Consider the following 23,783-nt stretch of genomic DNA (forward strand, 5'->3'; position numbering starts at 1 on the left):
CCCCGCTCGCCGGCCAGCCTGCTCGATCGTCGCGTGCTGCCAGACCGGGACTCCGCTGGGCCGCTCGTCATCGCGCCGCACGAGGCGGCTCGGCGCCGGCTCGCCGTGCGAGAGGCGGTGGCTTCGTCCTCCGTGGTTACGGCGGCTCCCTCGTGAAAGTAACGGTGATTGGCAGCGTCCAGCTACCGAACGGTGCTCCAGATATGTCTTTCGCCGGCACGTAATGTCTCCTCACGGCGCACTGGGCTGCGGCGGCCCCGAAGCCGTACCCAGAGTCGTGCAGGACCACCGCCCAGCGGGCGGAGCCGTCGGGCTCCACATACACCTTGATGACAGCGGTGCCCCTGTCGATGGCGTTCTTGTCTGCCTCATCGGGGTAAGGACACGCCCACACCGCACTACCCGATGGAGGCTCGCGCGCTGCGTCCAGTTGCGCGGCACCGGGTATGGAGGCTGTCGTGGCCTCGCCTCTGACGAAGTGGACGGTGACTGGCGGTGTTGCGGCCACGATCGGTGCTCCAGATTGGTCCTTTCCTGGGGTGTAATCCTTCCTCATGGCGCACTCGGCTGCGGCTTGCCCAAACCCGTTCCCAGGATCGTGCAGGACCGTTACCGAGCGGGCGGAGCCGTCAATTTCCACGGAGGCCTGGAGGACGACGCTCGCCGTGTCGATGCCGTTCTTGTCTGCCTCCTCGGGGAAAGGACAGGCCCATCTCAAATGAGTCGATGGAGGCTCGCGCGCTGCGTCTTGTTGCGCGGCACCTGGCATGGCGGCTGTCGTGGCCACGCATGCGGTCATGACCAGCAAGGGCAGGAGGAGAAGCGTCGCGCGCACGCCAGTGGGCCGGTCCATCCGGGCGGATGTTATCATCGAAGCTTGTGTGAGCCGAGTCCAAATCCACTTGTCGCGCCCGTGTAGCGCTCGGGGCACGGCGGTCGGATGACGAAATGGATCGACCTCGGGGCGGGCAAGTGGATCGCAGCATGCACGCAATTTTCTGCAAGGAGGGCCCCCGGCTGGCGAGAAATCAAGGCGCTCATTCGGAATGCATCCGGCGCGTCGCGGGAGCAGGCGACAGGGGCGGCGGAGCGGATCGGGGTCGGTCGGCCAGGTGGACGGGGACGGATTTCATTGCTGTTGCCTGTGATTGGTGTGGTGCTCGTCAATTCAGTCCGAAGAACGCGGCGGCTTCGGCTCTTGCTCGATCTCGGATCTCTTGGACTGCCCTGGCAATTTCTCGATTGTTTGCGGCGAGTAGAGTGCGAATATCTCGCTCCTGTCGACCTAGCTCTGCTTGAATAAGTGGATGCGAGAACACACGCAGTTCATTGCCTGGTGTGTTCATGTCGACGCTCTCCTTGTTGATGATAAAATTATCGAGCGCTTCGTACGCGACTCGCGCAGCCCATGCGGCCTCCTGCGCTTCGCCAGCCAGCTTCGCGCGCAAGGCGTAGGCTACGGCCATGCCGGCGTTCTGTGCGTTCGTGGCCTCCTGCGTCCAAGGTCCTTCGATGCTATCTTCCTGCGGGATTAGATTCATGATTGCCTCGATCTGGCGCTCGAGGCCGGTCGCGCAGTTTGTTGCGTTGGGGTCCGCCCATACCATCTCCAAGGCTATCTCCATAGGGTTCGTGGGGTTTCGTTCTGTCTGCGTTATAAAGAATCGATAGGCTGGCATCTGTCGCTCGGCGCACGCTGCTGCGAAAGCAACCCGAAACGGGACGGGCAAGCGCTCCAGGTTAGAGATCAAATTCGCTTCGTCGAACCTTCGCATTGTTGTCACCTGGGCCATGTGACTGTTGTTGGACTTATCAGTACGCCGCCGCTCGATTCGATCGACACTGCACACTGCGGACAGATCGCACGTGTGATGGCCAGCGCCTGCGGTGTTAGACCGTGACGTTCCCGAAGTCGTCCCGCGTGTAGACGACATCGAGCTTCGTATCCGGGATACCGTGGTGCACGAGCAGCATGGTTCGGGTTGGTCCATTTCGATAGAATCAAGGCAGAGCTTCGGACTATTCTCTGCTTAGCCTGAGCAAAAAACCATCAAACCTATTCCCATAATGCACTTCCTCATCAAGGCCAATGAACGGGACTCGAACAATCGTCGCTGGCTCAGTCCGACGATCGAACGCGAACGCCTCTCCGCCTCCATCCGATCCGAAGGCGAGCAGGTGTGGCGCGAATTCATCGATGTGATACTGCGCGTTTAGCTCTAAAATTTTCGCCAGGGACCAAAGGACCAGATAGCGACCATTCTTTCCGATCGGCCCCTCGGCACCGTCGGACTGCCGCATGAACTCGATGTAGCCAGGCGGGAGACTCAATTGTGAATTCGATGCAAAGCTGGCGATGTCTCGCGCCAACGCAGGCGGATTCCGCTCGAGCTGCGCAGCCAGTGAATCGATGTTAATCATTTGTTGGCTCCCCCTTCTATGTGAATTCGAATGCGGTTCCAAAACGTCGTTAATGGCGCGTGCTCAGCCTGCGTAACCGCGATCTTATTGGAGAGATTCGTGGGACTTCCACCAAATTTGACAGGGGTGATTTCGTGAACCTGTAGACCTCTTAGCGTGGGGTCCGCAGCGTGCAGAGCCTGGTTCGCATAGTTTGCTGCGCTCCGAGCTTCGGCATACTCAGCGCCACTGAGCAGCCGAAACGGACCGGAGGGTCGCGGCGCGCCAGCGGGATATCCCGTCCAATCTACAATTGAGAAGGACCCCTCCGGCAGCGCCTTCGCTCCCGCCCTTGCGGCCCCTGCCGCAGCAACCGACTCCTCCGCGAGCGCCCCCAGCCCCCTCCCCATCCCGAAGACGGTGGCCGCTGCGAGGATCACCGACCTCGTCCCCGCCGCGCCCGCTGCCCGGTAGTCGCCTCGGTCGATCGCGAGCGCCGTGTCCGCGGCGCCCTGCCCGATGTGGAAGAGCGGGTTCACGGCGTTGAGCGCGCCGAGGATCCCGTCCTGCTCGTAGCCCTGCCAGAGCGCGCCGCCCAGTTCGTATCCGCCGTAGATCCCGAACGTCAGCGCATTGAGCACCAGCGACCGTGCGATGCCGAAGCCGAGGTCGCCCGTGCCCTCCGCGGCGCCCAGCAAGGTCTGGCCCACGATGGTGCCCGGGCCGCCGGCGCCGGCGTGCTCCGGCGAGACGGTCACCGGCTGCGGCACGTACCCGGACGAGGTGCCGGTCGTGCCCACGTCGACAGGCGCCGTCGTGGCGCCGACCTCCAAGGGCTCGCGACTGGGGCTCGCGGCGATGACCGTCACGGACTCGCGATTGGGTCTCGCAGGCCGAACTCCTTGGATCGTTACCGAACATCCGCGCACACAAGGGGTGACGACTCCGTCGCTCCCGTGGACCGCTGAAATTGGCAATCCCCCGGCGGCTTGGGGCTCCTCCTGAAACCCGCTCGGATCCACGTAGTTGAGCGGGCTGTTGCGCACGTAGCTGTACGGGTTCCAGCTCTGGCCCGAGAGCGGCGCTTGCACGATCGGATCGGTCGTCAAGAACCGACCGATCCTCGGGTCAAACATCCTCCCCTTCATGTTGACGAGGCCGAGCTCGTCATCGCCCTCGTGCCCTGTGAACCCCCGCGTCGTCTCGCTGGAGAACGACGCCGGCACGGGCTGTCCCCACACCGGGTCTCTCCGCTGGCCGAACGGATCGTAGCTCCGCCGCTCGACCACGTCGCCGTCTTCGTCGGTGAGCGCATCGACCGAGCCGAGGTGGTCGACATGGACGTAGCGCGTGCCGGCCGCGGCGCCCCCTCGGGTCACGATCGCCACCAGCCGCTCCGGCGAGTGGACGTGGTACCGATGCTCGGCGCTTCCCGCCGCCGCTTCGGTGACCCGCTCGTACAGATCGCCGAAGTACAGCGTCTCCTTGTCCGGCGTGGTCTTGCGGATCCGCTGCTGGTCGCCGTCGTAGGCGAACGAGACGGTGCTCGCGCCCTGCGTGATGGTCTCCGGCAGGTCGAACGGCGTGTAACGCACCGTCACGCCGCCCGGGCGCGCGATCTGGTGGCCGACGGCGTCGTAGCTGAAGCGGTCCGTGCCCGCGCCGGTGACGGCGTGCGGGTGCAGCGGGTCGTCGTAGGCGAGCGTGCCGACATCCGACTTGAAGGTGAGATTGCCGTCGGGCGCGATCTCGTAGCGGAGCGCGCACGGCACCGACGCGCTGTCGGTGGCGCTGAAGTACGCGCACGTCAGCCGCTCCAGCGCGTCATGGCGGAAGCGCTCGGTCCGGTGCGTCGGCTGGAGCGCGTCGGTCCGGAGCGTGAGGCTCCGCCGCGCGTCATAGTCGTACGACAGGTCTTGCACCTCGGCCGTGCCGCGCCGGGTGACGAGGCTCTCTAGGCGTTGCTTGTCGGCGAAGTAGCTCCGCTCCGTGACGGTGCCGTTGCCGAACGCCTCCTCTCGGTAGCGGCCTGCGCTGTCGACGTCGGTCAGGCGCCAGTAGGCAGAGCGCGTCGCGGCGTCGCGCACCGCGAGCACGTGGCCGTGGGCGTCGTGGTCGTGGGCCACCACGAACGGCGCCGCGCCGGCCGGCGTGGGGTACGTGATGGTCTCGACGCGGCCGAACTCGTCGTAGTCGAGCCTGCTCTCCAGGGCCGCGCTCTCTCCGTCGATGCGGAGCGTCACCGTCTCGAGATTGCTCTCCGCGTTGTAGGTGTACGTCTTCTGTCCATCGGGGCTCGCGAGCGCCTCGAGCTTGCCGATGCCGTTCGCCGCCGTATCCCAGATCCACGTCGTTGTCCGCCGCTCCGCGCCGTGCTCGTCCAGGCGCGCTCGGGGGCGCCCGAGAGGATCGTACTCGAACGTCGTGACTCGCCCGAGCGCGTCGGTCGAGGTGACGAGCTCCCCGAAGCCATCGTTCGTGGACACCGTCGTGCCCCGATCGGGATCCTCGCGCCGCCGGACGCGGCCGAATGCGTCGTGGGTCGTGGTCGTAACCGCGCCGCCCGGATCGGTGACGGCGTGCAGCGCGCCGAACGGGCCGTACCCATAACGCGTGACGCCCAGCGCCGCATCGGTGACGGCCACCGGTCGCCCCAGCGGGTCCTTCTCGACCGCGGTCACGTGACCGAGCGCATCGGTGACCTCGACGCGCAAGGCGTCGTAGTCGGTCTCCACGACCGCGTTCCACGGCGTCGTGTGCCGCACCTCGCGGCCCAACGCGTCGTGCTCGTAGGCGTCGTGCAGGAGTTCGCCTTCGGGCGTCCCCTCGCGAGCCGGCACCGAGCGCCGCGCGATGTGCTCGCCGAGTGCGTCGTACGCGATCTCTTGCATCAAGCGCGGAAGCTCGTCCCTGGCGCCCTCCACAAAAGACCCGTACCAGAACCACCGGATCGGGCGGCCCAGGCTGTCGTATTCGACCGTATCGTCGGCGCCGCCGGGCGTCGTGGTCCGCTGCGTCACGCGCCAACCGTCCTGGTCCGGTCCGCCGTCCCTGGTGCGCGACAGCTCGATCGTCGTCTGCGTCCCATCGGGCCGAATCTCGAGCCCGAGGCGGCCGAAGCCGTCGTATCTCCACTCGGTCACGAGCCCGTTCGGATCGACCCGCTCGACGAGCACGCCGAGCCCCTCATCGAGCTCCACGCGCGTGGTGTGGCCGGCCGCGTTGACGTGCGTCTCGGGGAAGATCCCCTCGGGGTCGTACGTCGTGCTCCACGCCCGGTGGTGGCCGAACGCGTCGTCCGCCGTCACCCCCGTGACGTTCCCGAAGTCGTCCCGCGTGTACACGACATCGAGCTTCGTATCCGGGATGCCTTCGTCGCTGTCCGTGGACTCGGTGTCAATCTCGCCATAATCCGTCGTCGTTCGCGTGAGCAGGCGACACTGCGAGCGCCCCGCGGCCGCGCTGCACGCCTGCTCCGTCGCCAGCTGGCCGAGCACCCAGCGCTCTGTGTCGTTTTTGTAGGTGCGCGTGATGTCGAGCGTCAGGTCGACATCGCGGGTCGACACCTCCTCGGTGATCACGTTGCCGAACGCGTCGAAGTCCGTCACCTCCGCCAGCGTGTCGCGCAGGATCGTCGCCCCGTCCCCGTCGCCCGACGCGACCTGCTCGACGTACGCCTCCACGGTGGGCGCCTCGCCGTTCTCCGGCGGAACCACCCCTTGCGCTCGCCGGGTCCGGCGCTCGGTCGGGAGCGTGAAATAGCTCGCGCCCTCGTTCGTCGGAACGAGCGTCCGCTTCACGTCGAGGAACGAGAGCTCGATCCGGTCCGGCCTCGGCTGGCCCGGCAGCCCCGGAGCCCAGCGCCGCTGCTGCCTCACCTGCCCCGTGAACGGGAAGACCTCGAGATCCTCGTCGAACGTGGCATTGTCGTACCGCTCGGCCGTCCCGGCGCGGGTGTCGAGATCGACGACGATGCGCTCACCGAACCCCAGAAACCCCCGCCCGAGGCGGTGGTAGCGCCCATCGCGGTAGCGCACCTCGAAGCGCCGCGGCCGGTCCGCGCCGTTGTTGACGGCGTAGCCGCTGACGACCCGCCGAGGCCCCACCGCGCAGCGGCGCGGGTAATCGCAGTCGTTCGCCGCGTCGTCGCGAGAGACGTAGAGCATGCCCTCCCGCTCCGGATCTCCCGCGGCGGTGTCGTTCGTGATCGAGGCGTCGGTGAGATGGCCGTACGCGACGCTCACGTTCGGCACGAAGCCCGGCTCGCCCGGCTCGTGCGCGTTCATCCCGTCGGACACGGCGACGAGGAGATCCTGATCGGCCGCGAGGTTCTGGAAGATCGTGAATCCGCCGTCGATCGGCAGCACCACATCCTGGGCCCCGTCGCCGTTGATATCCCCGACCCTCGGCCCGTGCGGCTCGGCGAGCGTGACGGCCTCCCCGACCGCCGCCTCGAACGGGATCTTCGGGTCGACGAGCGCGAACGTCGGCCCGTCGCGCGCACCCGTGGCCTGCAGAACGGCCCACGACGGCAGCGCGAGGGATGAGCCCGGCAGCATCCCCGGCGGCACCGGCATCAGCAAATCCTGCATTCCATCGTTGTTGTAGTCCAGGGGGGTCGCGAGCTGGAAGAACGTGTCCTGTGCGCCGAGCTCCGCCGGGTCAAGGGCGAGGCTGTCGCCGAGGTCCTCCGGGGCAAGGCTCACGATGAAGCCCACCGGGCCGAGGCTCTCGACCCCCGGCGTGGCGAAGGTCGCCCCCGTGTTGAGGTACGTGCGGAGCCCGCGGTAGCTGAAGCCGGATTGCACGGCGTCGGGCAAGCCGTCCCCGTTCACGTCGAGAAATACGACGCGCCCCCCGATCTGAGGGAGCTTCGTGTCGAACACTTCCCAGCTGCCGTCGTGCCGGCGGGTGAGCGCGGCCCACGTCGACGCGGGGAACATCGCGCCATCGCTGAACGTCAGCACGGTCGCCACGACGAGATCGACCTTGCTGTCCGCGTTGAGGTCGAGCGTCTGGATCTCCATCTCGCAGGGAAACCCGTTGAGCGGCTCGAGCGACTCCCCCGCGCGGTCGAACCCCGCCGGCATCCCGTCGCGCTCGGGCTTCCAGCGGTGGACGAGCCACGTCGCGTCGAGCGGGTTCAGGGTCAGCTCGCGGCTGTGATCGTCACACTGGATCAGATCGGGCACGCCGTCGCCGTCCACGTCGGCGAGGTGCATCGCGCCCCCGGGCAGGCTCAATCCCGGCGGCGTAGGACGGACGCCGAGCGGGAACGGCCGGCGGATGCCGGTATCGTGGACCTCGAAGGTGCGGTCCGGCCGGGCCAGGAGCACATGCCAGGTGTCGGTGGCGTCGTGAACGTCGTGCAGCAGGATATCTGTCCTGCCATCCTGGTTGTAATCGATACTCGTCCCGAGCTCGGGCTGAAGGAAAGCCGGATCGGCGGCCTCGAACGACGGGTCGACAACGGGCCAGTCCTCGAAGAGCGCCAGGGTCGCCGGCTCCGGGTACGGCACGTCCGCGCCCGGCCCTCGATTGCGCGCGACGAGCCAGCCGGTGATGGGGTTTCGGGGCGTGCTCAGCCCCGCGACCGTGTCCGGGAGCACGAGGTCGTCGAGCCCGTCGCCGTCGATGTCGAGGAGCATCGGGCTCGCCTTTCTGGAGGTCGGCCTGGCGACGCTCGTCGCGATCCGCTGGAACCCCGCCTCGCCGCGGCTGTACTGAAATCGCGTGGGGGGCTTGCACACGCCGTCGCCCGCGCACTCCTCGACTTCGGTCAAGCGCGTCCGCCGCGTCGTCTCGCTCACCTCGTACGTGAACCCGTAGCGCCGCACAAGCGTGTTGTCCGGCCCGAGCATCTGGATCTCGTCGAGGCGCAGCGCGCTCTGAAGCTCCATGCCGCCGGCGTAATGACCCCGGACCTCGGCCGGCTCCTTCGTGGCATACACAAACCGCACTGCCCGCGAGGGATCGAGCTCCGGCTCTCCCTCGAAGCTCGTGTATCGGATCTCGTCGAGCGCGTACTCCGCAGTGAAGCCGTCCTCGGCGTCGGCGAGGCAGTAGTCGTACGTCATGGCGTTACCGCGGCCGTCGCGGGCCTTGGTGGCGAGCCACGCGCGCGGGGCGCCGCCCAGCGCGAGCGGCTTGCCGCTGTCGCTGTGCCCATACTCGATGACGAGCCCGGACGGCATCATCGCCTCGAAAAAGAGCGCCTCGGCGGGCGCGTCCCCTTCCGCAGCGTAGTGGCCAACCACCTTGACCCTCGTGTCGGGCAGCGTCCTGTACTCGATGATCCCCGGCGCTCGCCCCACCGCGACGAGCCGCGTGTTGTCGAGGCAGAGCGCGTCCTCCGCATCGTACCGGACGCCGCGGATCTCCCCGTCCTGGGCCAGGGTCTTCGGACACCGCGTGATCGCCGACAACCCGGCGATCGAGAACCCCGCCCCGAGGACGCCTTCGCCGGCGGCGCTGTCGTAGTGGAGCGCGAGCCGCGGCTCCACCCCCGCGCGTCCCGGGACCGAGACGAGCGGCATGACGTATGTCGCCTCTCCCGTGCTCGTGATCGAGAACGTCCCCGCCATGGCGCCGGCAGCGACGGTCTTGACCCCCGGTGCGCGGCCGGCGCTCACGGGATCGCTCGGGGCGCGCGTCCGGCAGGCGATGGTGCTGTGAGGATGAACCGGCGGCAGCTCCGGCATGCACGTACACCCCGCCTGCGCGAGCACGCACACCATGAACATCGCGAGCGGGATCAGGGCCCGCACGACACCTCGCAGCAACAGCGCCATCGCGGCCTCCCTCGCGCAAGGAGCGCATGGATATCTCGCGCACGTCAAGCGCCGCCCGAATACCTGCGTTCGGCGGAGATGCGGTCTCTCTGGGACGGAGGCTTCGATCAGCTGATCGGCCTGCGCCCCTTGGCTCGTCAGCGCACTGGAGCGAGAGGAACGGCAAGAGCGCTCGACCGGGAGCCCCGAAGAGAGCAAGAATGCGCTGGCGGCGAGGGCGCCGTGCTGCCCAGGAAGCGGACGGCGCCGTCCAGGAGCCGGGCCGCGCCGTCCAGGAAGCGGACGGCACCGTCCAGGAACCGGGCCGCGCCGTCCAGGAAACGAGCGGCGCCGTCCAGGAAACGAGCGGCGCCGTCCAGGAAACGAGCGGCGCCGTCCAGGAACCGGGCCCGGCCGTCCAGGAACCGGGCGGCACCGTCCAGGAATCCGGCGCGCCGTCTGCTGCATCCAGTCAACGCGCACGCCTTCACGGCGCCATCGGCGCTCGTCCCGGTCCCGTCGCTCGTCCAGGACACGCCCGCGCTCCCCGCGGCCATGGCGGTCCATGACGCGCGAGCTCGGCCACGTCGCGGGCGTCGGACAGCTCGGCCGCGTCGCGCATCCTCTTTCTCGCGAGCAACGGCAGCACCCGCTTCTATCGCGACTGCGACGCGCTCCTCTCCCGCTATCCCCAGCGCCTCCTGGCCTACCGGATCGAGGTCTCGGGCGACGCGCTGGGTGAGAAGCTCACGGGGAGCGCAAGGATGATCCGGAGCGTGCTCGTCCTCGACAAGAAGGTTGCCGCCAGAGCGCTGCTCGCCCTGCTCCCGCCGGGCTGACGCCCCGCTCCCGCCGGGTCGACGCCCGGCGGCGCCACGGCACGCTCCAGCGCAGCGCGTCCACGATCTGCGCGGCGCTTGCGTGCAGGCAGCGCCTTCAGCGCGGCATCCTGGAGGGGCGCGCCTCCGCGCTTGGAGGTCATGGCCTCCAGGCCATAGCCTCCACACCGGCGCCTGGAGCATTCTAGCAACAGTGTTGGCGTGCTCCCATTCCGGCGCTCGCTCCACGAGCGCCCCCTCAAGATCGCCGGAAATCCGCGCCCACCGCACCGGCACGCAGCGTGCTCAGGAGGAAGGACAGCCCGTCGAACAATCAATCCCCGACCGGAGAGAACCCATCATGAAATCGACCGCAGCCATCCTCGGCAGCCTCGTTGTCCCCTTCGCCCTCGTCGGTTGCCTCTCGGACTCCGAACCTCACGAAGAGGGGCTCATGGACGTCGAGGAGGCCGCCGCCTTCCCCGAGGCGGCCCGCGCCCCGGCGGAGGCGCAGCCGTCCGAAGGCATCGGCGCGCGGAACACCGCGCCGGCCGCGGCCGCCCTCGCCCAGCAGACGCTGAGCCCCGTCGGGAAGTCTGGCGCAGAGATCGCGGTCAGCTCCGGCGGCGCGCAGCCCCTCGTCCTCCTCCAGCTCCCGATCGTCAACCTGCTTTATAACCCCGGCTTCGAGAACGCGCAGGCCGGCATCCCGTCGGGCTTCATCGATCATGGCAACGCCAGCGCCTCATGGTTCGCCGGCTGGGGCACCGCGGCGGACTCCTGGCCTGCCACGAGCAATGACCTGAACTACGGCGCCATCGCGACATGGCTCAAGACCGACGTCGTGCACACGCCCAACAGGCGCAGCCTCCTCGTGTCCGCGACGACGACCCACGGCGGCATCGCCCAGCAGTACTGGACAGCCGCCAGCCCGCCGCCGAACAACGCTTACCTGCGGTTCAGCGTCTGGGTCTATACCGTGACCGGTCAGGTGACGATCGGGCTCGGCAGCGGCGGGACGGGTTATACCACCAGGACCTCGACCCAGACCGGAAAGTGGGAGTACCTCCAGACCTGCGGCACGTCGCTCAACAACGAGGTCTATATCTACACGATCGGCGGGCCGGCCGTGTACTACGTGGATGACGCGAACGTGTCGGCGACGCCTTCGCGCCTCCTCGACCAGTATTGCACGCCCGGCGCCGTCGTCTTCTGATCCACGCCTCCGCCGCTCGGCTCGCGACCCCGAGCAAGCCGGCGTCAAGAGGTCGTGGGGGTCTTGCTGGTGCTCACATGGTCTCCATCCGCTCGCGCGTGAGCGGGCCGGCTCGTGGAAAACCTGAGCTCCACGCCGCGCCGCTGCTGCATCGCTCAGTCGCTGCAGCACGGCGCCCCGCCGGGGGCGCCGCAGGTCGCCGGATCGTCGCTGCACGGCAGCCCCCAGGCCTCGGTGGCGCCGAGGACGACCTCCACCTGCGCCGCGTGCTTCGTCGAGCCGTCGTCGTCGCGCGCCTCGGCCGCGAGGATCACGTGGGTCCCCTCCGCGAGCACTTCGGCCGGAGCCCACTGCCTTCCGGGGAGGAACGCAATGAGCCCGAACGCGCGCGGGAACTCCCCGGGGCTGAGCTCGATCATCCCCTCCTGCGGCACGCCCGACGGGAAGAGGTCCCCGGTTGCAGGGTCCTTGACGCTGTACCGCACGCGGACCCTCGCGCCGCAATCGCTGCATCCGACAGCGAACCAGAGGTGGTATCCCCCCTGGGGCCCGGCCATCACCGGGAGCGTGGCGCCATCCTCGATGCTCTCGAAGCAGCTCTCGCCGGTCCCGATCTCGAACACCGCGGGCTCGTCCGGCAGGCGGCACCCGCCGCCACCGCCTACCCCCGTGGAGCTGCCGCCACCGCCTTCCCCTGTGGAGCCGCCAGCGCCCGCTCCATTCGAGCTGCCGCCGCCACCCGCGCCGGTCGAGGCGCTGTCGACGCTCCCCTCGCCGGTGGAGCTACTCCCGCCACCCTCGCCGGCGGAGCCGCCACCGCCCATCGAGCCCGCCTCGACGCTCGAGCTACAGTGGAGACACAGCAGCGCAAGGGTGAACACGGGAGTCGCTCGCCAGCGGGTCAATGCGCGAAGAAAAGATCTCATGGGGAGCACCTGGAACACGCGAGAGCGCTGTAGAGGGGAAAACCGGAGCGCCTCCTCCTTGAGGCGCAATGTCCCGGAGGGCCGCGGCGGACTCGACGCGAGCGTCGACCCTGGCAGCCTTGGCAGCAACCGTTCCATCGCCGCTCCGCGAAATTTGGGGGCTTTCTCGAGCGCGCTCGCCGGCGCGCTGCGCCACGTGTGCCAGGCGCAGACAGCTCTGGCAGGCCGCGGAAGCGGCCGCCCTGAGCGCTCACGAGCTGGACGAGAGGGCGGCGCCCCCCTGGCTCCGCGGGCCGGTCGCCCCCTCCCGGATCCCGCGGAGCGCCGCCTCGACGTCCCGCTCGGCGCCGAGGGCGAGCCCCCGCTCCGCGAGCGCGCTCGCCGCGACCGAGTCGCTCCCGGCGAGCGCCTGCTCGGCCGCGTCCAGGTAGAACTCCACCGCGAGCCGCGACTCGCCGCCCCGCTCGAAATGCTCGGCGAGCACCTTCGCGTCGTGCTCCCCCGCCTGCAGGAGCCACTCGGCCGCGAGCCTGTGGCCGAGCGCGCGATCGTGCTCCGGGAGCATCGCGTAGCAGCCGTCGCGGATGAGCGCGTGCCGGAACGCGTACTCCTCCTGGTCCGCGAAGCGGCTCTGCTCGCGCCGCTCGAGGAGCTCGCGCTGGAGCATCCAGGGCAGCCAGTCCACCGCGAGCGTCGAGCCGCGGGCGTCGCCGAGCAGCGCGAGCGCCCCCTGCTTCCAGAACGTCTCGCCGAAGACGCTCGCCGCCCGGAGCAGCCGCCTCGCCTCCGGAGGGATCGCCTCGAGCCTCGCCTCGACCATGCCCAGGATCGTCTCCGGCAGCCTGTCCGCCCGCCCCTCCGCGACCGCCCGGATGAGCTCCTCCAGATAGAAGGCGTTGCCGCTCGCGCGCTCGACGAGGCGCGCCACCTCCGAGGGCGGGAACCCGTCGCCGAGCATCTGCCGCACGAGCTCCTCGGCGGCGCGGCGCGGCAGCGCGCCGAGCGTCATCTCGTGGAGCTCGCTGCCCTCCCAGAGGACGGGGAAGGCCTTGCGCACCTCGACGCGCGCCAGGTAGAGCACCGCGAACGGCCGGTCGCGGAGCTCCCGGAGCACCCGCGCGATGAGCTTGAGCGACGCCGCGTCGCCCCACTGGATGTCCTCGAGCACGAGCAGGTACGGCCCCGCCGCGCACGCCGCCTCCATGAAGTCGAGGTAGGCGAGCGGGATCTGGTCGGCCATCAGGGCCGGGCTCCGCCGCGCCTCCTGGAACCTCGGATCGGCCTCGCTCGGGAACGGCGTGCCGACGATCTCGCCGAGGAAGGCGGCGATCCGCGTCGTCTGACCCGGCCCGAGCGCCGGGGCGCGCGCGACGAGCGAGAGGAGCCGCTCGCGCTGCGCCGGGGCGGGCTCGCCCCCGGTGATCCCGGCCGCGCCCCGGAGCGCGGAGCCGAGGAGCGAGAACGGCGACCCGGCGCTCAGCGAGTCGCCGCGACCGACCGCGATGGTGAGGTCGGGGTGCCGCTCCCGCAGGACCTCGATGAGCTCGAAGCGCAGGCGGGATTTGCCGATCCCGGGCGGCCCGGTGATCACGATGGCGCGCGGCTCGGGCCCGCCGAAGCTGTCTTCCAGGAGCTCACGCAGGTTCCGGAGCTCCCTGTCGCGGCCGACGTAGGGGCTCGGCTTTCCGATGAGCGTCCGCGCCGACCGGCCGACCTCGCGCTCCTGCAGCAGGAAGAACGTGCCGGACCGCGCCGCCTCGATCTCGAAGCGCGCGTCGAGCAGCGCCCGGGTCACGTCGTCGATCCGCACCGGATCGGGCCTCTTTTCCGGGCGCGCCCACGCCTCGCGCTCGGCGAGGGCGAGCAGCGCGGCCGCGCGGTCCATGACGGGCCCGACCGGCAAGCGGCCCGTGTGCTCGGCCCGGCCGGTCGCGAGCACGACCGAGGCGTCCGGCAAGACCTGGCCGAGCGTCAGCGCGCACCGCGCCGCGCGCGCGGCCTGCTCGACCGCGTCGCCCACGCCGGTGATCGACAGCACGATCGTCCCGTCGGCGAGCGCGTCCACCCGCGCCCCGAACGGCTGCGCGCTCGCGTGGAGCTTCCTCGTGAGATCTCCCGGCATGGCGGCGACGACGAGCGTGCTGGCCGAGCCGTCGGAGGCGGCCGGGTGCAGCTCCTTCGCGGCCACCATCGAGAGCAGCCGGAGCTCGCCCGTCGTGATCGCCTCGTACAGCACCGACGGCGCGGCCAGGCCGCTGCTCGGATCGCGCTCGAGGGCCTCGAGCGCCTCGAGCACGGCCGAGCCGTCGCGCGGCCGCTGCTCCGGGTCCTTCGCGAGCATGCGGGCGACGAAGTCGTCGAGCTCCTGCGGCAGGTCGGGCCGCAGGTGCCGCACGCGCGGCGGGTCCTCCATGAGGAGCTTGGCGAGGAGGGCCATGACGTGCTGACCCTGGAACGCCGGCCTGCCGGTGAGGCACTCGAAGACCACCGCGCCGAGCGAGAAGATGTCGGCCCGCGCGTCGAGGCGGTCGCGGTCGCCGGTGGCCTGCTCCGGGGCCATGTAGCCCGGTGTCCCCATCACCGAGCCGGTCCGCGTGAGCGCGCCGATGGTGCGCTTCATCCGGGCGATGCCGAAGTCGAGCACCTTGAGGCCGGCGACCTCGCCGCCGACGAGCAGGAGGTTGCCCGGCTTGATGTCGCGATGGACGATGCCCCGCGCGTGCGCCGCCCCGAGCGCCTCGGCGGTCGCGCGGAGCAGGGCGAGGCTCTCCTCGAGGTCGAGCTTCTGGCGGGCGAGGCGCTGCGCGAGGCTCTCTCCGTCGAGCCACTCCATGGCGAGGTAGGGCACCCCGTCGGGGGTGATGCCGTGGGCCACGTGCCGGACGATCCGCGGGTGATCGAGCTCGGCGAGGATCCGGGCCTCGTGCTCGAAGCGGTGCGAGGCGCTGCGGTCGGGCTGGCCGAGGAGCTTCAGCGCGACCGGCGCCCCGGTGGCCCGGTCGACGGCGCGGTAGATCGTCCCCATCCCGCCGGAGGCCGCGACGCGCTCGATCTCGAAGCGGCTGTCGATGACCTCTCCCGGGCGCATGAGGCGGAGGATGCACCGGCGTCGAGCCGCCATCAACGGTCCGGCGGCGGGGGCGGCTCGTGTGCGCCTCGCCCCCACGCGCCTCAGCTCTTCGGGATACGCCACGTCGCGCCGGCGCGGAAGAAGAACACGTCCGGCATGCTCTGCCCACCTCCGGGGATGCCGTCGTCGTCGGCGTTCATCGGCTCGAAGCGACGGAACAGGCTGTGCCCCGCCTGGGCGGTCAGCCACACGGTCCCGACGGCTCGCACGCCGAGGGTCACGCCCGCGGTCGCGACCGAATAGGCGATGTGATCGACGCACTGTTCAGGCCGCGCCGACCGCTCATCCTGCTCGGTCGCCGGGTCGTCGGCCGGCTGGGCGGCGCAGGGCCACGCGCCCGCGACGCGCGCGTCACGCACCGCGTAGGCGTTCCCCGCCACGTCCGCGCGCAGGCCGATCTCGACGCGATCCGAGAACAGGAGCTTCGCCGTCGCGAAGCCGGGAAGGAAGGCCTCGAAACGGAAGTACGGAGTCGGCGTCCAGTCGACATAGGCCGCTGGCAGCGGGAGGAACGTGCCGAAGCTGAACGACGCGAGCGCTCCGCCCCCGAGGACGAGCCGCTCCGAGAGCGTGTGGGTCGCGAGCCCGAGCGCGCTGACGCGGGCGAGCCCGCCGTCGAAGCCCTCGAAGTCGCCCGCCAGCCCCGGCGCGACGCGCAGCGCGAGCGACCAGTCGCGGGGGAGGAGCTGGACGAACAGCACGGGGACATCGACGGAGTGGAAGGCCCGGAGCGAGTCGAAGCCGGGCAGGGTGTCGGCGTAGGAGACCGCCTCGACGTGGTACGCCGCTCCCGGGATCAGGAACGTCTTCTCTCCGAGGGGGATGGGCACGTTGGCGCTCACCTCGTACGACGTGACCTGCGCCCGCGTGGGGCGCGGATCCTCGAGCGCGGTGCCCGGCATGTACTGCGCGCTCAGGTCCACGAGGTCGGGGAACTGGCCCCACGCCGCGCCCGGCGCGACGACCCAGAGGAGCGCCGCGAGGGCGAGGAGCCGCGAGGTCCGCGCGCTGCGTCGGGAGCGGGCCCCTCCTCGCCTCTCCGCGGAGCGCGCGGCGGCACGATCGGCGGGCCTCATCGCGCCACCCGCTCGTCGAGCCAGTCGAAGAGCCGCGCCTGGGCCAGGAGCTGGTTGCCGCCCTGGCAATGCACCTGCGACGCCGTGCTCGCGTCGAACACCATCATGTGCTTCGGGCACCGGAGCGCGCCGTAGAGGCGCTCCGACTCGCCCGGCGACGCGTCCTCGGCGCTGCCCTCCATGACCAGCGTCTCGCAGCGGATGTCCGCGACGCCGTCGCTGTTGTCGTACTTGCCGAGCTCGTCGATCACCTCGTGCGGCGTCGAGACACCGTGCTTCCAGGTCACGTCGTCGAAGTACCAGCGGGCGTCGGGCAGCACGACCGACGCGGCGTCGATGGCGCGGTCGAAGGCCGCGGGCCCGCGCCTGTGCAGCTCGAGCAGACCGGGCATCGAGGCGAAGTGGCGCAGCATCGCGTCGCGCCAGCTGACGACGCCCGGGTTGGCGACGAGGGCGCGCAGGCGGCGCTCGCGCGAGGCCGCTCGGGGCGCGAGGTAGCCGCCGAACGAGAGGCCCATCAGCACGAACCGGCCGGCGTCGAGCCGCTCGTCGCGCTCGGCGAAGTCGAGCACGCGGCCCACGGGGACCTCCCAGTCGGGCCGGAACGGGTGCCCGTGGAGGCGCAGCGAGGCGCCCTGGCCCGGGCCGTGGAACGAGAGCACGTGGTAGCCCCGCTGGAGCGCGCCGTCGACGACCCACATCGTATCCTCGGGCCATGCGTGGAGGCCCTGCTGCAGCACGATCGTGGGCGCGCGCGCGACCCCGGGCGCGTAGTGGACTCGCCCGTGGAGCACTCCGCTCTCGTAGGGGATGTCGACTTGCCTCGAGTCGTAGCCCCGCATGCGGAGCGCCCGCCCGTGCAGGTCGAGCCCCGCGACGGTCGCCTCGACGAGGCGAGGATCGGCGCGATCCGCATAGCGCATCAGCCCCGCCCGGTAGTACGCGCCCGCGCGGAGGAAGTGCGACGCGGCGCTCCGCGTATGGCCGCGGGCCTCCGCCTCCTCGCCGTAGCCCTGCACGCGCTTCGCGGTGGCCAGCCACTGCTCGAACCACGAGCGCTCCTCGCCCGGGCGGATGCGCGTCGCGGTGTCGAGCACCTCGCCGACGTCGGTCAGGCCCATCGACGAGAGGCCGAGCCAGAACACGATCTGCGCGTCCATCACCGGCTGGCCGATGAACTTGTAGCGGTGCCAGACGCCCGCCGCCTGGCCCTGCCCGAGCACGTCGTCGCCGTGGAACCGCGCGGACGCGACCTCCTTGTCGAGCCCACGGCGGCCCGACGCGTAGCCGAGCGCGGCCGCGCCGCCCGCGACCGCCGTGTGGGTGAGAAACCTCCGCCGATCGACCATCGGTGCACCTCCAGCGCCTGGTAAAACAGATGATTGAAACATATGTTTTACTTGTTGACGCCTGCGAGCCGGGTCGTCAAGGTGCGTTTCAAACAATCGTATGAACGATCGAGACCGCCCCGCCCACGCGGACGATCCGCGCCAGAGGCTCATCGTCGCCGCGATCGAGCAGATCGAGCAGCACGGCGTCGGGCAGGCGACGGTGCGGAAGATCGCGGCCGCGGCCGGCGTGAACATCGCCGCGGTGAACTACTATTTCCGTTCGAAGGAGGCGCTGCTCGCGGCGGCGCTCGAGGGGTCGATTCGCCACATGCTCGAGGACGGCGAGGAGCTCCTCGCCCGGATTCCCGACGATCCGACGGCGGCGCTCGGCGAGCTGCTCGGCTACTACCTCGAGGGCTGCCTGCGCTACCCGAACCTGAGCAGGGCCCACCTGCACGACGCGTTTCAGGTCGACGACTACAGCGGTCCTTTCCCGACGCTCTTCGCGCCCGTGATCCTGCGCCTGCGCGATCTCGTCCGGGCGGCGGTGCCCGGGCTCGATGAGCGAGCGGCCGCGCATCGCGTGGTGGCCGCGCTCTCGGCGGTCTTCTTTCCGGCGTTCTTCGCCGGGCTCTACGAGGGGCTGAGCGCGCTCGGCACGCCGGCCGACCGCCTCGTCTACGTGCGAGAGCTGGTGCGGCAGACCCTGGCGCCCGCGGAGGCGGAGAGGATCAAGGTTCGCTCGCGACCGGGATCGTGAAGGAGAACGTCGTCCCCACCCCGAGCGTGCTGTCGACCGAGATCTGCCCCCCGTGCGCCTCGACGATGCCCTTGACGATGTATAACCCGAGCCCCGCGCCCGCGCAGCGCGTCGCCCGCGCCTGCCAGTAGCGATCGAACAGGCGCGGCAGGTCCTTGGGCTCGATCCCCGCGCCCCTGTCGCTGACGGACAAGCGGACATGGGGGCCCTGGAGCTCCGCGCCGATCGTGATCTCGCCCCCTTCACGGGTGAACCTCAGGGCGTTGCCCGCGAGGTTCGACAGCACCTGGAGCAGGCGACCACGGTCGCAGGTGAGCTGCAAGGTGCTCCCCGGCAAGAGGGCGCGGAGCCGGATCTGCTTCTGTTCGGCGATCGGCGAGAGCATCTCGATGACCTCGTTGACGAGCGAGCCCACCTCGCACGGCTGCATGTCCAGCTTCAGGCTCTTCGCCTCGATGGTCGCGGCGTCGAGGAGCTCGCGGAGCATCTCGATCGTGCGCTCCGCGGCGCGCTTGATCCGCTGCGCGCGATCGCGGATCGGCTGTCCCGCCGCGTCCGCCGCGGCGGACCGCTCGAGCAGGGACGCCGCCAGCAGGATCGACGACAGCGGGTTCCGGAGGTCGTGCGCCGCGATGGCCAGCGCCTCCTCGCGCAGCCGCCGCGCCCGCAGCTCGGCTTCATAGAGGCGCGCGCGCTCCAGGGCCTGCGCGCACTGCTGGGCGAGCGTGCTCATGAAGCGCCGGTCGTCCTCGCCGATCCGCCAGGCGTCGAGGTAGGTGACCCCGAGCACGCCGAGTGTCCGGTCGCCCAGCGTCAACGGGACGCAGATCCGGGTCTTCGCCCAATCCCCTATCGGCGCGTCGGGATAGGCAGCCCGATACGCCTCGGGCGACTCGAAGACCAGCAGCTGGCCCGTACGGATGCAGTCGGTGGCTGGTAGACGCGTGGACAGGGGGATGCGGCGGAGACGCTCGATGATCTCCTGTGGGTACCCGGGCGCGAGGAGGACATCGAGCATGCCCTCCTCCGCGCGGAGCGCGACGTACCCTGCGTCGGCGTAGAGCGCGGCGAGCCCCAGCGTGAGGACCACCTCGGCCACCTGCGCCGGCGTCACCGCACACGAGAGCGCCGACGTGAACGTCTGGAGGCGCACGAGGCGCGCCTCCGCCAGCTCGATCCGGATGCGCGCGACGCGCTCGCAGGCGAGCGCCCGCTCCCGCGCCTCCTCGGTCGGCTTGGGGCGCACGATCTCGTTCACGACCTCGACGATGTACAGCGGCGCCCCCGCGCGGTCGCGAGCGAGCGCGCGCGTGACCGCGACCCAGAGCATCGAGCCGTCCCGCCGCAGGCAGCGCTCCTCGGTGGTGGAGGAGCGGATCACCCCATCGCCCAGCGCGTGGACTTGCCGGAGCGCTCCCTCTGCGTGCTCCGGGTGCCGGAGGTCCCGGGCGCGGAGCGCCATCAGCTCCTCGCGGGTGTACCCGAGCAGCTCACAGAGCTTCGGGTTCACACGGAGCAGGCGGTCATCCAACGAGACATGGGCCATCCCCACCGCCGCCTGGTCGAAGGTCGCGCGGAACCGCTCTTCGCTCTCGGCGCTCTCGGCCTTCGCCGCGTGCACCTCGAGCAGCGCGCGCACGGCCGTCATCAGGAGCAGGCTCTCGGGCGGCCATGCACGCGAGCTGGCACGGCAGCAATTGAACGTCGCGAACGTCGGGGGCTGACCGGCGGCCGCAGGGGACTGCGTGGCATGCAGCACCGGGAGGGCCGCGGTGTCCGGCGACACCTGGAGGCGGTGGCAGAGATCACACCGCTCGCTCTCCGGAAGATCGAGGCTGAGCAACACCAGATCTGGCTGTTCAAGGGCTCTTTCGAGGCCCTCCGCGATCGTCGCCGCCAGCTTGACCCGCAGCCCTGCGACCTCGAGCGTACCGCGGATCGCCTCGCGTTGTGCATCACGTTGATCCACGATCAGGACGGTGGGTACCTGCATTCTGTCCGCGATCTTCCTGAGAGGGGAGAGAATTGACTAGTTCCATCCCTCACGACTGCCCCCTTGTGGGACCCTACAGGGTACAATCCATGCAGGTCCGCAGAAGAGGGCGAGCGCAACCGCGCGCTCGAACGACGGGGGCTGGCTCATGGTAGCGTGGTTGGAATCAGCGCTCGAGGCGGGACGTCTCTACCGCTCGATCGGCGCCCTTGATGCGGACCAGCTGCGTCCTCATGTGCTTCGGGCCTGGGTGCGCTCGCATGAGGGAGGAGCCAACCCGAACCGTCCTCGCGCCGACGGCCTGAGCTCGCTCGATACCGAACGCCTGCGCGAGCGGCACCGAGGGCTCCTTCACGCTGCCGAGCCTTACCTCTGCGCGCTCAGCCGAGCCTCGGGCGGCGAGCGCCACGCGGTCGTTCTGGGAGACGCGCGAGCGATTGTCCTGGATGTCCGCGGTGACGAGCAGAGCGTCCACGGTCTCGATCGCGTGCCCGGCCCCGGTGCGCTGCTCGAGGAGAGCACCTCGGGCGCGAACGGCGTCGGCACCGCGCTCGCCGAAGGCGGCTATACCGAGATCGTGGGTCCGGAGCATTTCATTCAAGAATTCCAAGATCATGCGTGCCATGGAATCCCGCTCCGGGAGGGAGGGGCCGTGTCCGGCGTGCTCAGCGTCTCGGTCAGGAGGCCGGAGGTCGGCAGGCGGCTCCACGAGATCATGCTCTGCGCCGCGCACGGCATCGAGATGGATCTTCTGGCCGGGCGGCTGGAGCGGGACATGGAGCGTGTGCTCGCCGCGCGGGACGTGCCCACGGAGGAGCTGCAGCGGCTGCTCCACGACATCTTCCAGGTGCAGGCGGCGGCGCGCCTCAGGATCGAGATCGCCGCGGAGCATCTCGCCACGAACCTGTTCACCCAGACGCGCGATCTGCTCCAGCTCGCGGCCACCCTGGTGCGCCGTTTCCGGCGCCGCGCTGCGCTGTGGCGAGCGCTCGCGCTGGACGAGCCCCTCGCGCCGCGCCCGGTCGTGCTCGACGCGCTGGTGCGAGACATCGCGGAGCTGCTCGAAGTCGAGTCGGCGGTCTGCGACGTCACGACAACGTTCGAGGAGGTCGAGCCCGTCGTGGTCGAGGCCGCCCCTCACACCCTCACGCGCGCGCTCTTTCGCGTCTTGCTGGGCGCCATCAAGGCGGCTCGCGGCGGCGGCGTATACATCGCTCTCCGGTCGATGCCGGCGGGCGGAGAGCTGCGCCTCACGCTCGCGCCCGGGCCGGGAGCTGCCATGAGCGCGCCGCCCCCGGTCCGGATCCTGGTGCCGGCCCGCCTGGAAGCTCCGAACCGCGGGGCGTGCGATCTCACGGAGGGGTAGGTCAGCAATCGAAGTAGCGGCGGAGCCCGGGGCGGATGACCTCCTCGAGGGTCTCGTCGAGCAGATCAAAACAACGCCGTCACGAGATCCGCCGATGCGGTGAGCGGTAGGCGCCCGGCGGGACCCCGACTTCCCGGCGAAACGCCACGCTGAAGGCGGCCTGGTCCTGGTAGCCCACCGACGACGCCAGCTCGGCGAGGGCGAGCTCGGGGCGCTCTCGCAGCTTCTCCTTCGCCAGCTCCATGCGCCAGCGCATCAGGTGCCGGAGAGGACTCTCCCCCACCTGCTCGCGAAAGGCGTGAGCGAAGCCCGAGCGGCTCATGCCTGCTTGCCGCGCGAGAGAGGCCACGGTCCATGTGCGCTCCGGGGCCTGGTAGAGCGCGTCGAGGGCGCGGGCGACGCGCTCGTCGGCGAGGGCGGCGCGAAAGGAGCCAGGAGGCGCGGGCCGCTCGAGCTCCGCGCGGATCGCCTGCAGCAGGAGCAGCTCCGCAAAACGAGCGGCCATGACCGGCGCGCCCGGCCGCCGGCTGCGCACCTCGTCGCGGATGCCGTCCAGGAGCCGGCCGAGGCCGGGCACCGGCTCGCCCGCGCCGCCGTCGAGGAGCACCACCGAGGGCAGCGCGCGGAGCAGCAGCGACCGTCCGGCGCCGGCGAGGCTCATGGCGGCGCAGAGCACCACCGTCCTCGGGCCGTCACCGCCCAGCCGGTGTTGCACCGCCTGTACCCCCGGCGCAGGAGGCGAGGGCCAGCGTCCTTCGTCTGCGACCGGCGCCCCGGGTCGGTGCCGGAGGCAGTGGGGAGCGCCGTGCGGCAAGAGCAGCAGGTCTCCCCGATCCACATGAATCTCCCGGCCATCGAGCTCCAGCCACATCTCGCCTTCGAGGACGTGGTGCAGCAAGACGACCTCTCGCGGGCCGACGCGGGCCCCCCAGGGGGCGCCGAGCTCGATATGGCCGAAGAGGCTGGTCTCGATGCGCACGTGGCGGAGCAGCGAGGTGAGGACATCGGGCATTGGACGATCGCAAAAGGGAGGTGGACGCTATCACATGGAGGACCGGTCCGGCGTCCGCCAGGCTCCGACCACCAACCCACAAGGAGCCAGACATGGACATCTTCATCACCGGTGCGAGCGGATTCATCGGCGCGGCGGTCGCGCGCGCCCTGGTCACGCGCGGCCACCGCGTGCGCGGGCTCGCGCGCAGCGACGCGTCGGAAGCGAGGGTGCGCGCCTGCGGAGCGGCGCCGATCCGGGGCGATCTCTATCAGCCGGAGGTGCTTGCGCGCGAGGCGGCGGCCGGCGACGGCGTGGTGCACACCGCGGCCACGATGGGAGAGGATCGCGCGGCCACGGACGCGGCGGCGGTCACCGCGATGCTCTCGGCCATGCGCGGCGGCGTCTTCATCACGACCACCGGGGCGCCGAGGGCCCGGTCGTCGCGGGTGCCCGTGTCGGAGGACGAGACGGTCAACCCCGGTGGGCCGCTCGAGTGGCTCGTGGCGGCCGAGTCGCGCGTGCTCGGCGCGAAGGGCGCCCGGGGTGTGGTCGTGCGGCCGCCCATGGTCTACGGCGACGGCGCAGGTCCGGTGGCGCACATGGTGCAAACCGCCCGCGCGGCGGGGGTGGCGCGCTACATCGACGACGGCGCAAACCGCTGGTCCACCGTCCACGTGCGGGATCTGGCGGTGGCCTACGCGATGCTGCTGGAGTCGGACGCGACGGGCGTGTTCCACGCCGCCGACGCGTCGCCTGAGCCCATGGCGACCCTCTTCTCGGCGGTCGGCGAGGTCGCCGGGGTGCCCGTGCGCTCGTGGAGCCTCGCCGAGGCCCAGGCCGCGCACGGCCCCCTGGCGAGCTTCCTGGCCAGGGATGCCGCCCTCGACGCGACAAGGTTGCGCGGCCTCGGCTGGACGCCGAGGGTGGGAGAGGCGCTCGGAGGGATCTGCGGGGCGCTGCGCAACCCCTCGCAGGGATACGGACCCCCATGAACCGCGCTCCA

The 23,783-nt window shown here is 70.4% G+C and carries 14 protein-coding genes; 4 read left to right on the plus strand and 10 right to left on the minus strand.

The genetic code is table 11. The annotated features are described in order from the left end of the window. Nucleotides 1-136: 136 nt before the first annotated feature. The 4 genes from WME75_RS34925 to WME75_RS34940 form a co-directional block, all read right to left on the minus strand. Nucleotides 137-871 (minus strand): TonB family protein, encoded by a 735-nt coding sequence (locus tag WME75_RS34925; RefSeq protein ID WP_437480026.1) that lies wholly within the window; start codon nt 869-871, stop codon nt 137-139. A 292-nt stretch (nt 872-1,163) separates the two neighbouring features. Continuing rightward, nucleotides 1,164-1,775: a DUF416 family protein gene (locus tag WME75_RS34930; protein WP_437480029.1), complete on the minus strand. Its 612-nt coding sequence runs from the start codon at nt 1,773-1,775 to the stop codon at nt 1,164-1,166. 244 nt (nt 1,776-2,019) lie between these two features. Beyond that, nucleotides 2,020-2,421: an SMI1/KNR4 family protein gene (locus WME75_RS34935; RefSeq protein ID WP_437480031.1), complete on the minus strand. Its 402-nt coding sequence runs from the start codon at nt 2,419-2,421 to the stop codon at nt 2,020-2,022. Next, nucleotides 2,418-9,191, minus strand: coding sequence for an RHS repeat-associated core domain-containing protein (locus tag WME75_RS34940; protein ID WP_437480034.1), 6,774 nt, complete (start codon nt 9,189-9,191; stop codon nt 2,418-2,420). The genes WME75_RS34935 and WME75_RS34940 overlap by 4 nt, the downstream gene beginning before the upstream one ends. Nucleotides 9,192-10,349: 1,158 nt before the next feature. Here WME75_RS34940 and WME75_RS34945 point away from each other — a divergent pair. Continuing rightward, nucleotides 10,350-11,204 carry a hypothetical protein gene (locus WME75_RS34945; protein WP_437480037.1) on the plus strand — a complete coding sequence of 285 codons (855 nt, stop codon included), beginning with the start codon at nt 10,350-10,352 and terminating at the stop codon, nt 11,202-11,204. Between the two features lie 155 nt (nt 11,205-11,359). Here WME75_RS34945 and WME75_RS34950 read toward each other — a convergent pair whose 3' ends face one another. The 4 genes from WME75_RS34950 to WME75_RS34965 all read right to left on the minus strand — a co-directional run bounded on the left by WME75_RS34950 (nt 11,360) and on the right by WME75_RS34965 (nt 17,685). Further along, nucleotides 11,360-12,085, minus strand: coding sequence for a hypothetical protein (locus WME75_RS34950; protein WP_437480039.1), 726 nt, complete (start codon nt 12,083-12,085; stop codon nt 11,360-11,362). Between the two features lie 295 nt (nt 12,086-12,380). Beyond that, nucleotides 12,381-15,218 (minus strand): serine/threonine-protein kinase, encoded by a 2,838-nt coding sequence (locus tag WME75_RS34955; protein ID WP_437480042.1) that lies wholly within the window; start codon nt 15,216-15,218, stop codon nt 12,381-12,383. 83 nt (nt 15,219-15,301) lie between these two features. After that, complete coding sequence (locus WME75_RS34960) at nt 15,302-16,336, minus strand: DUF6268 family outer membrane beta-barrel protein (protein WP_437480045.1); 1,035 nt, start codon at nt 16,334-16,336, stop codon at nt 15,302-15,304. Further along, nucleotides 16,333-17,685 (minus strand): alpha/beta hydrolase family protein, encoded by a 1,353-nt coding sequence (locus WME75_RS34965; protein WP_437480048.1) that lies wholly within the window; start codon nt 17,683-17,685, stop codon nt 16,333-16,335. Before WME75_RS34965 ends, WME75_RS34960 begins: the two co-directional genes overlap by 4 nt. A 100-nt stretch (nt 17,686-17,785) precedes the next feature. On the opposite strand from WME75_RS34965, the gene WME75_RS34970 reads away from it, so the two are divergent. Further along, nucleotides 17,786-18,427: a TetR/AcrR family transcriptional regulator gene (locus WME75_RS34970; RefSeq protein WP_437480051.1), complete on the plus strand. Its 642-nt coding sequence runs from the start codon at nt 17,786-17,788 to the stop codon at nt 18,425-18,427. Here WME75_RS34970 and WME75_RS34975 read toward each other — a convergent pair. Then, nucleotides 18,399-20,420 (minus strand): ATP-binding protein, encoded by a 2,022-nt coding sequence (locus WME75_RS34975; protein WP_437480053.1) that lies wholly within the window; start codon nt 20,418-20,420, stop codon nt 18,399-18,401. The genes WME75_RS34970 and WME75_RS34975 overlap by 29 nt on opposite strands. A 487-nt stretch (nt 20,421-20,907) precedes the next feature. Here WME75_RS34975 and WME75_RS34980 point away from each other — a divergent pair, with 487 nt between their 5' ends. After that, entirely contained in the window at nt 20,908-21,786 is an 879-nt protein-coding gene (locus WME75_RS34980) for a hypothetical protein (protein ID WP_437480056.1), read from the plus strand. Nucleotides 21,787-21,865: 79 nt separating this feature from the next. Here the strand turns inward: WME75_RS34980 and WME75_RS34985 are convergent, their stop codons facing one another. After that, nucleotides 21,866-22,798 (minus strand): AraC family transcriptional regulator, encoded by a 933-nt coding sequence (locus tag WME75_RS34985; RefSeq protein WP_437480058.1) that lies wholly within the window; start codon nt 22,796-22,798, stop codon nt 21,866-21,868. A 92-nt stretch (nt 22,799-22,890) separates the two neighbouring features. On the opposite strand from WME75_RS34985, the gene WME75_RS34990 reads away from it, so the two are divergent. After that, entirely contained in the window at nt 22,891-23,772 is an 882-nt protein-coding gene (locus WME75_RS34990; protein ID WP_437480061.1) for an NAD-dependent epimerase/dehydratase family protein, read from the plus strand. Nucleotides 23,773-23,783 lie beyond the last annotated feature (11 nt).

It is taken from the genome of Sorangium sp. So ce1014 (assembly GCF_051521505.1).
Classification (GTDB): domain Bacteria; phylum Myxococcota_A; class Polyangia; order Polyangiales; family Polyangiaceae; genus Sorangium.

What these genes read in the sequence shown, in the direction of transcription:
- WME75_RS34965 (WP_437480048.1), bottom strand. Translation starts at nt 17,685, where the DNA reads ATGGTCGATCGGCGGAGGTTTCTCACCCACACGGCGGTCGCGGGCGGC.
- WME75_RS34970 (WP_437480051.1), top strand. Translation starts at nt 17,786, where the DNA reads ATGAACGATCGAGACCGCCCCGCCCACGCGGACGATCCGCGCCAGAGG.
- WME75_RS34930 (WP_437480029.1), bottom strand. Translation starts at nt 1,775, where the DNA reads ATGCGAAGGTTCGACGAAGCGAATTTGATCTCTAACCTGGAGCGCTTG.
- WME75_RS34985 (WP_437480058.1), bottom strand. Translation starts at nt 22,798, where the DNA reads ATGCCCGATGTCCTCACCTCGCTGCTCCGCCACGTGCGCATCGAGACC.
- WME75_RS34955 (WP_437480042.1), bottom strand. Translation starts at nt 15,218, where the DNA reads ATGCGCCCGGGAGAGGTCATCGACAGCCGCTTCGAGATCGAGCGCGTC.
- WME75_RS34935 (WP_437480031.1), bottom strand. Translation starts at nt 2,421, where the DNA reads ATGATTAACATCGATTCACTGGCTGCGCAGCTCGAGCGGAATCCGCCT.
- WME75_RS34975 (WP_437480053.1), bottom strand. Translation starts at nt 20,420, where the DNA reads ATGCAGGTACCCACCGTCCTGATCGTGGATCAACGTGATGCACAACGC.
- WME75_RS34945 (WP_437480037.1), top strand. Translation starts at nt 10,350, where the DNA reads ATGAAATCGACCGCAGCCATCCTCGGCAGCCTCGTTGTCCCCTTCGCC.
- WME75_RS34940 (WP_437480034.1), bottom strand. Translation starts at nt 9,191, where the DNA reads ATGGCGCTGTTGCTGCGAGGTGTCGTGCGGGCCCTGATCCCGCTCGCG.
- WME75_RS34925 (WP_437480026.1), bottom strand. Translation starts at nt 871, where the DNA reads ATGATAACATCCGCCCGGATGGACCGGCCCACTGGCGTGCGCGCGACG.
- WME75_RS34990 (WP_437480061.1), top strand. Translation starts at nt 22,891, where the DNA reads ATGGACATCTTCATCACCGGTGCGAGCGGATTCATCGGCGCGGCGGTC.
- WME75_RS34960 (WP_437480045.1), bottom strand. Translation starts at nt 16,336, where the DNA reads ATGAGGCCCGCCGATCGTGCCGCCGCGCGCTCCGCGGAGAGGCGAGGA.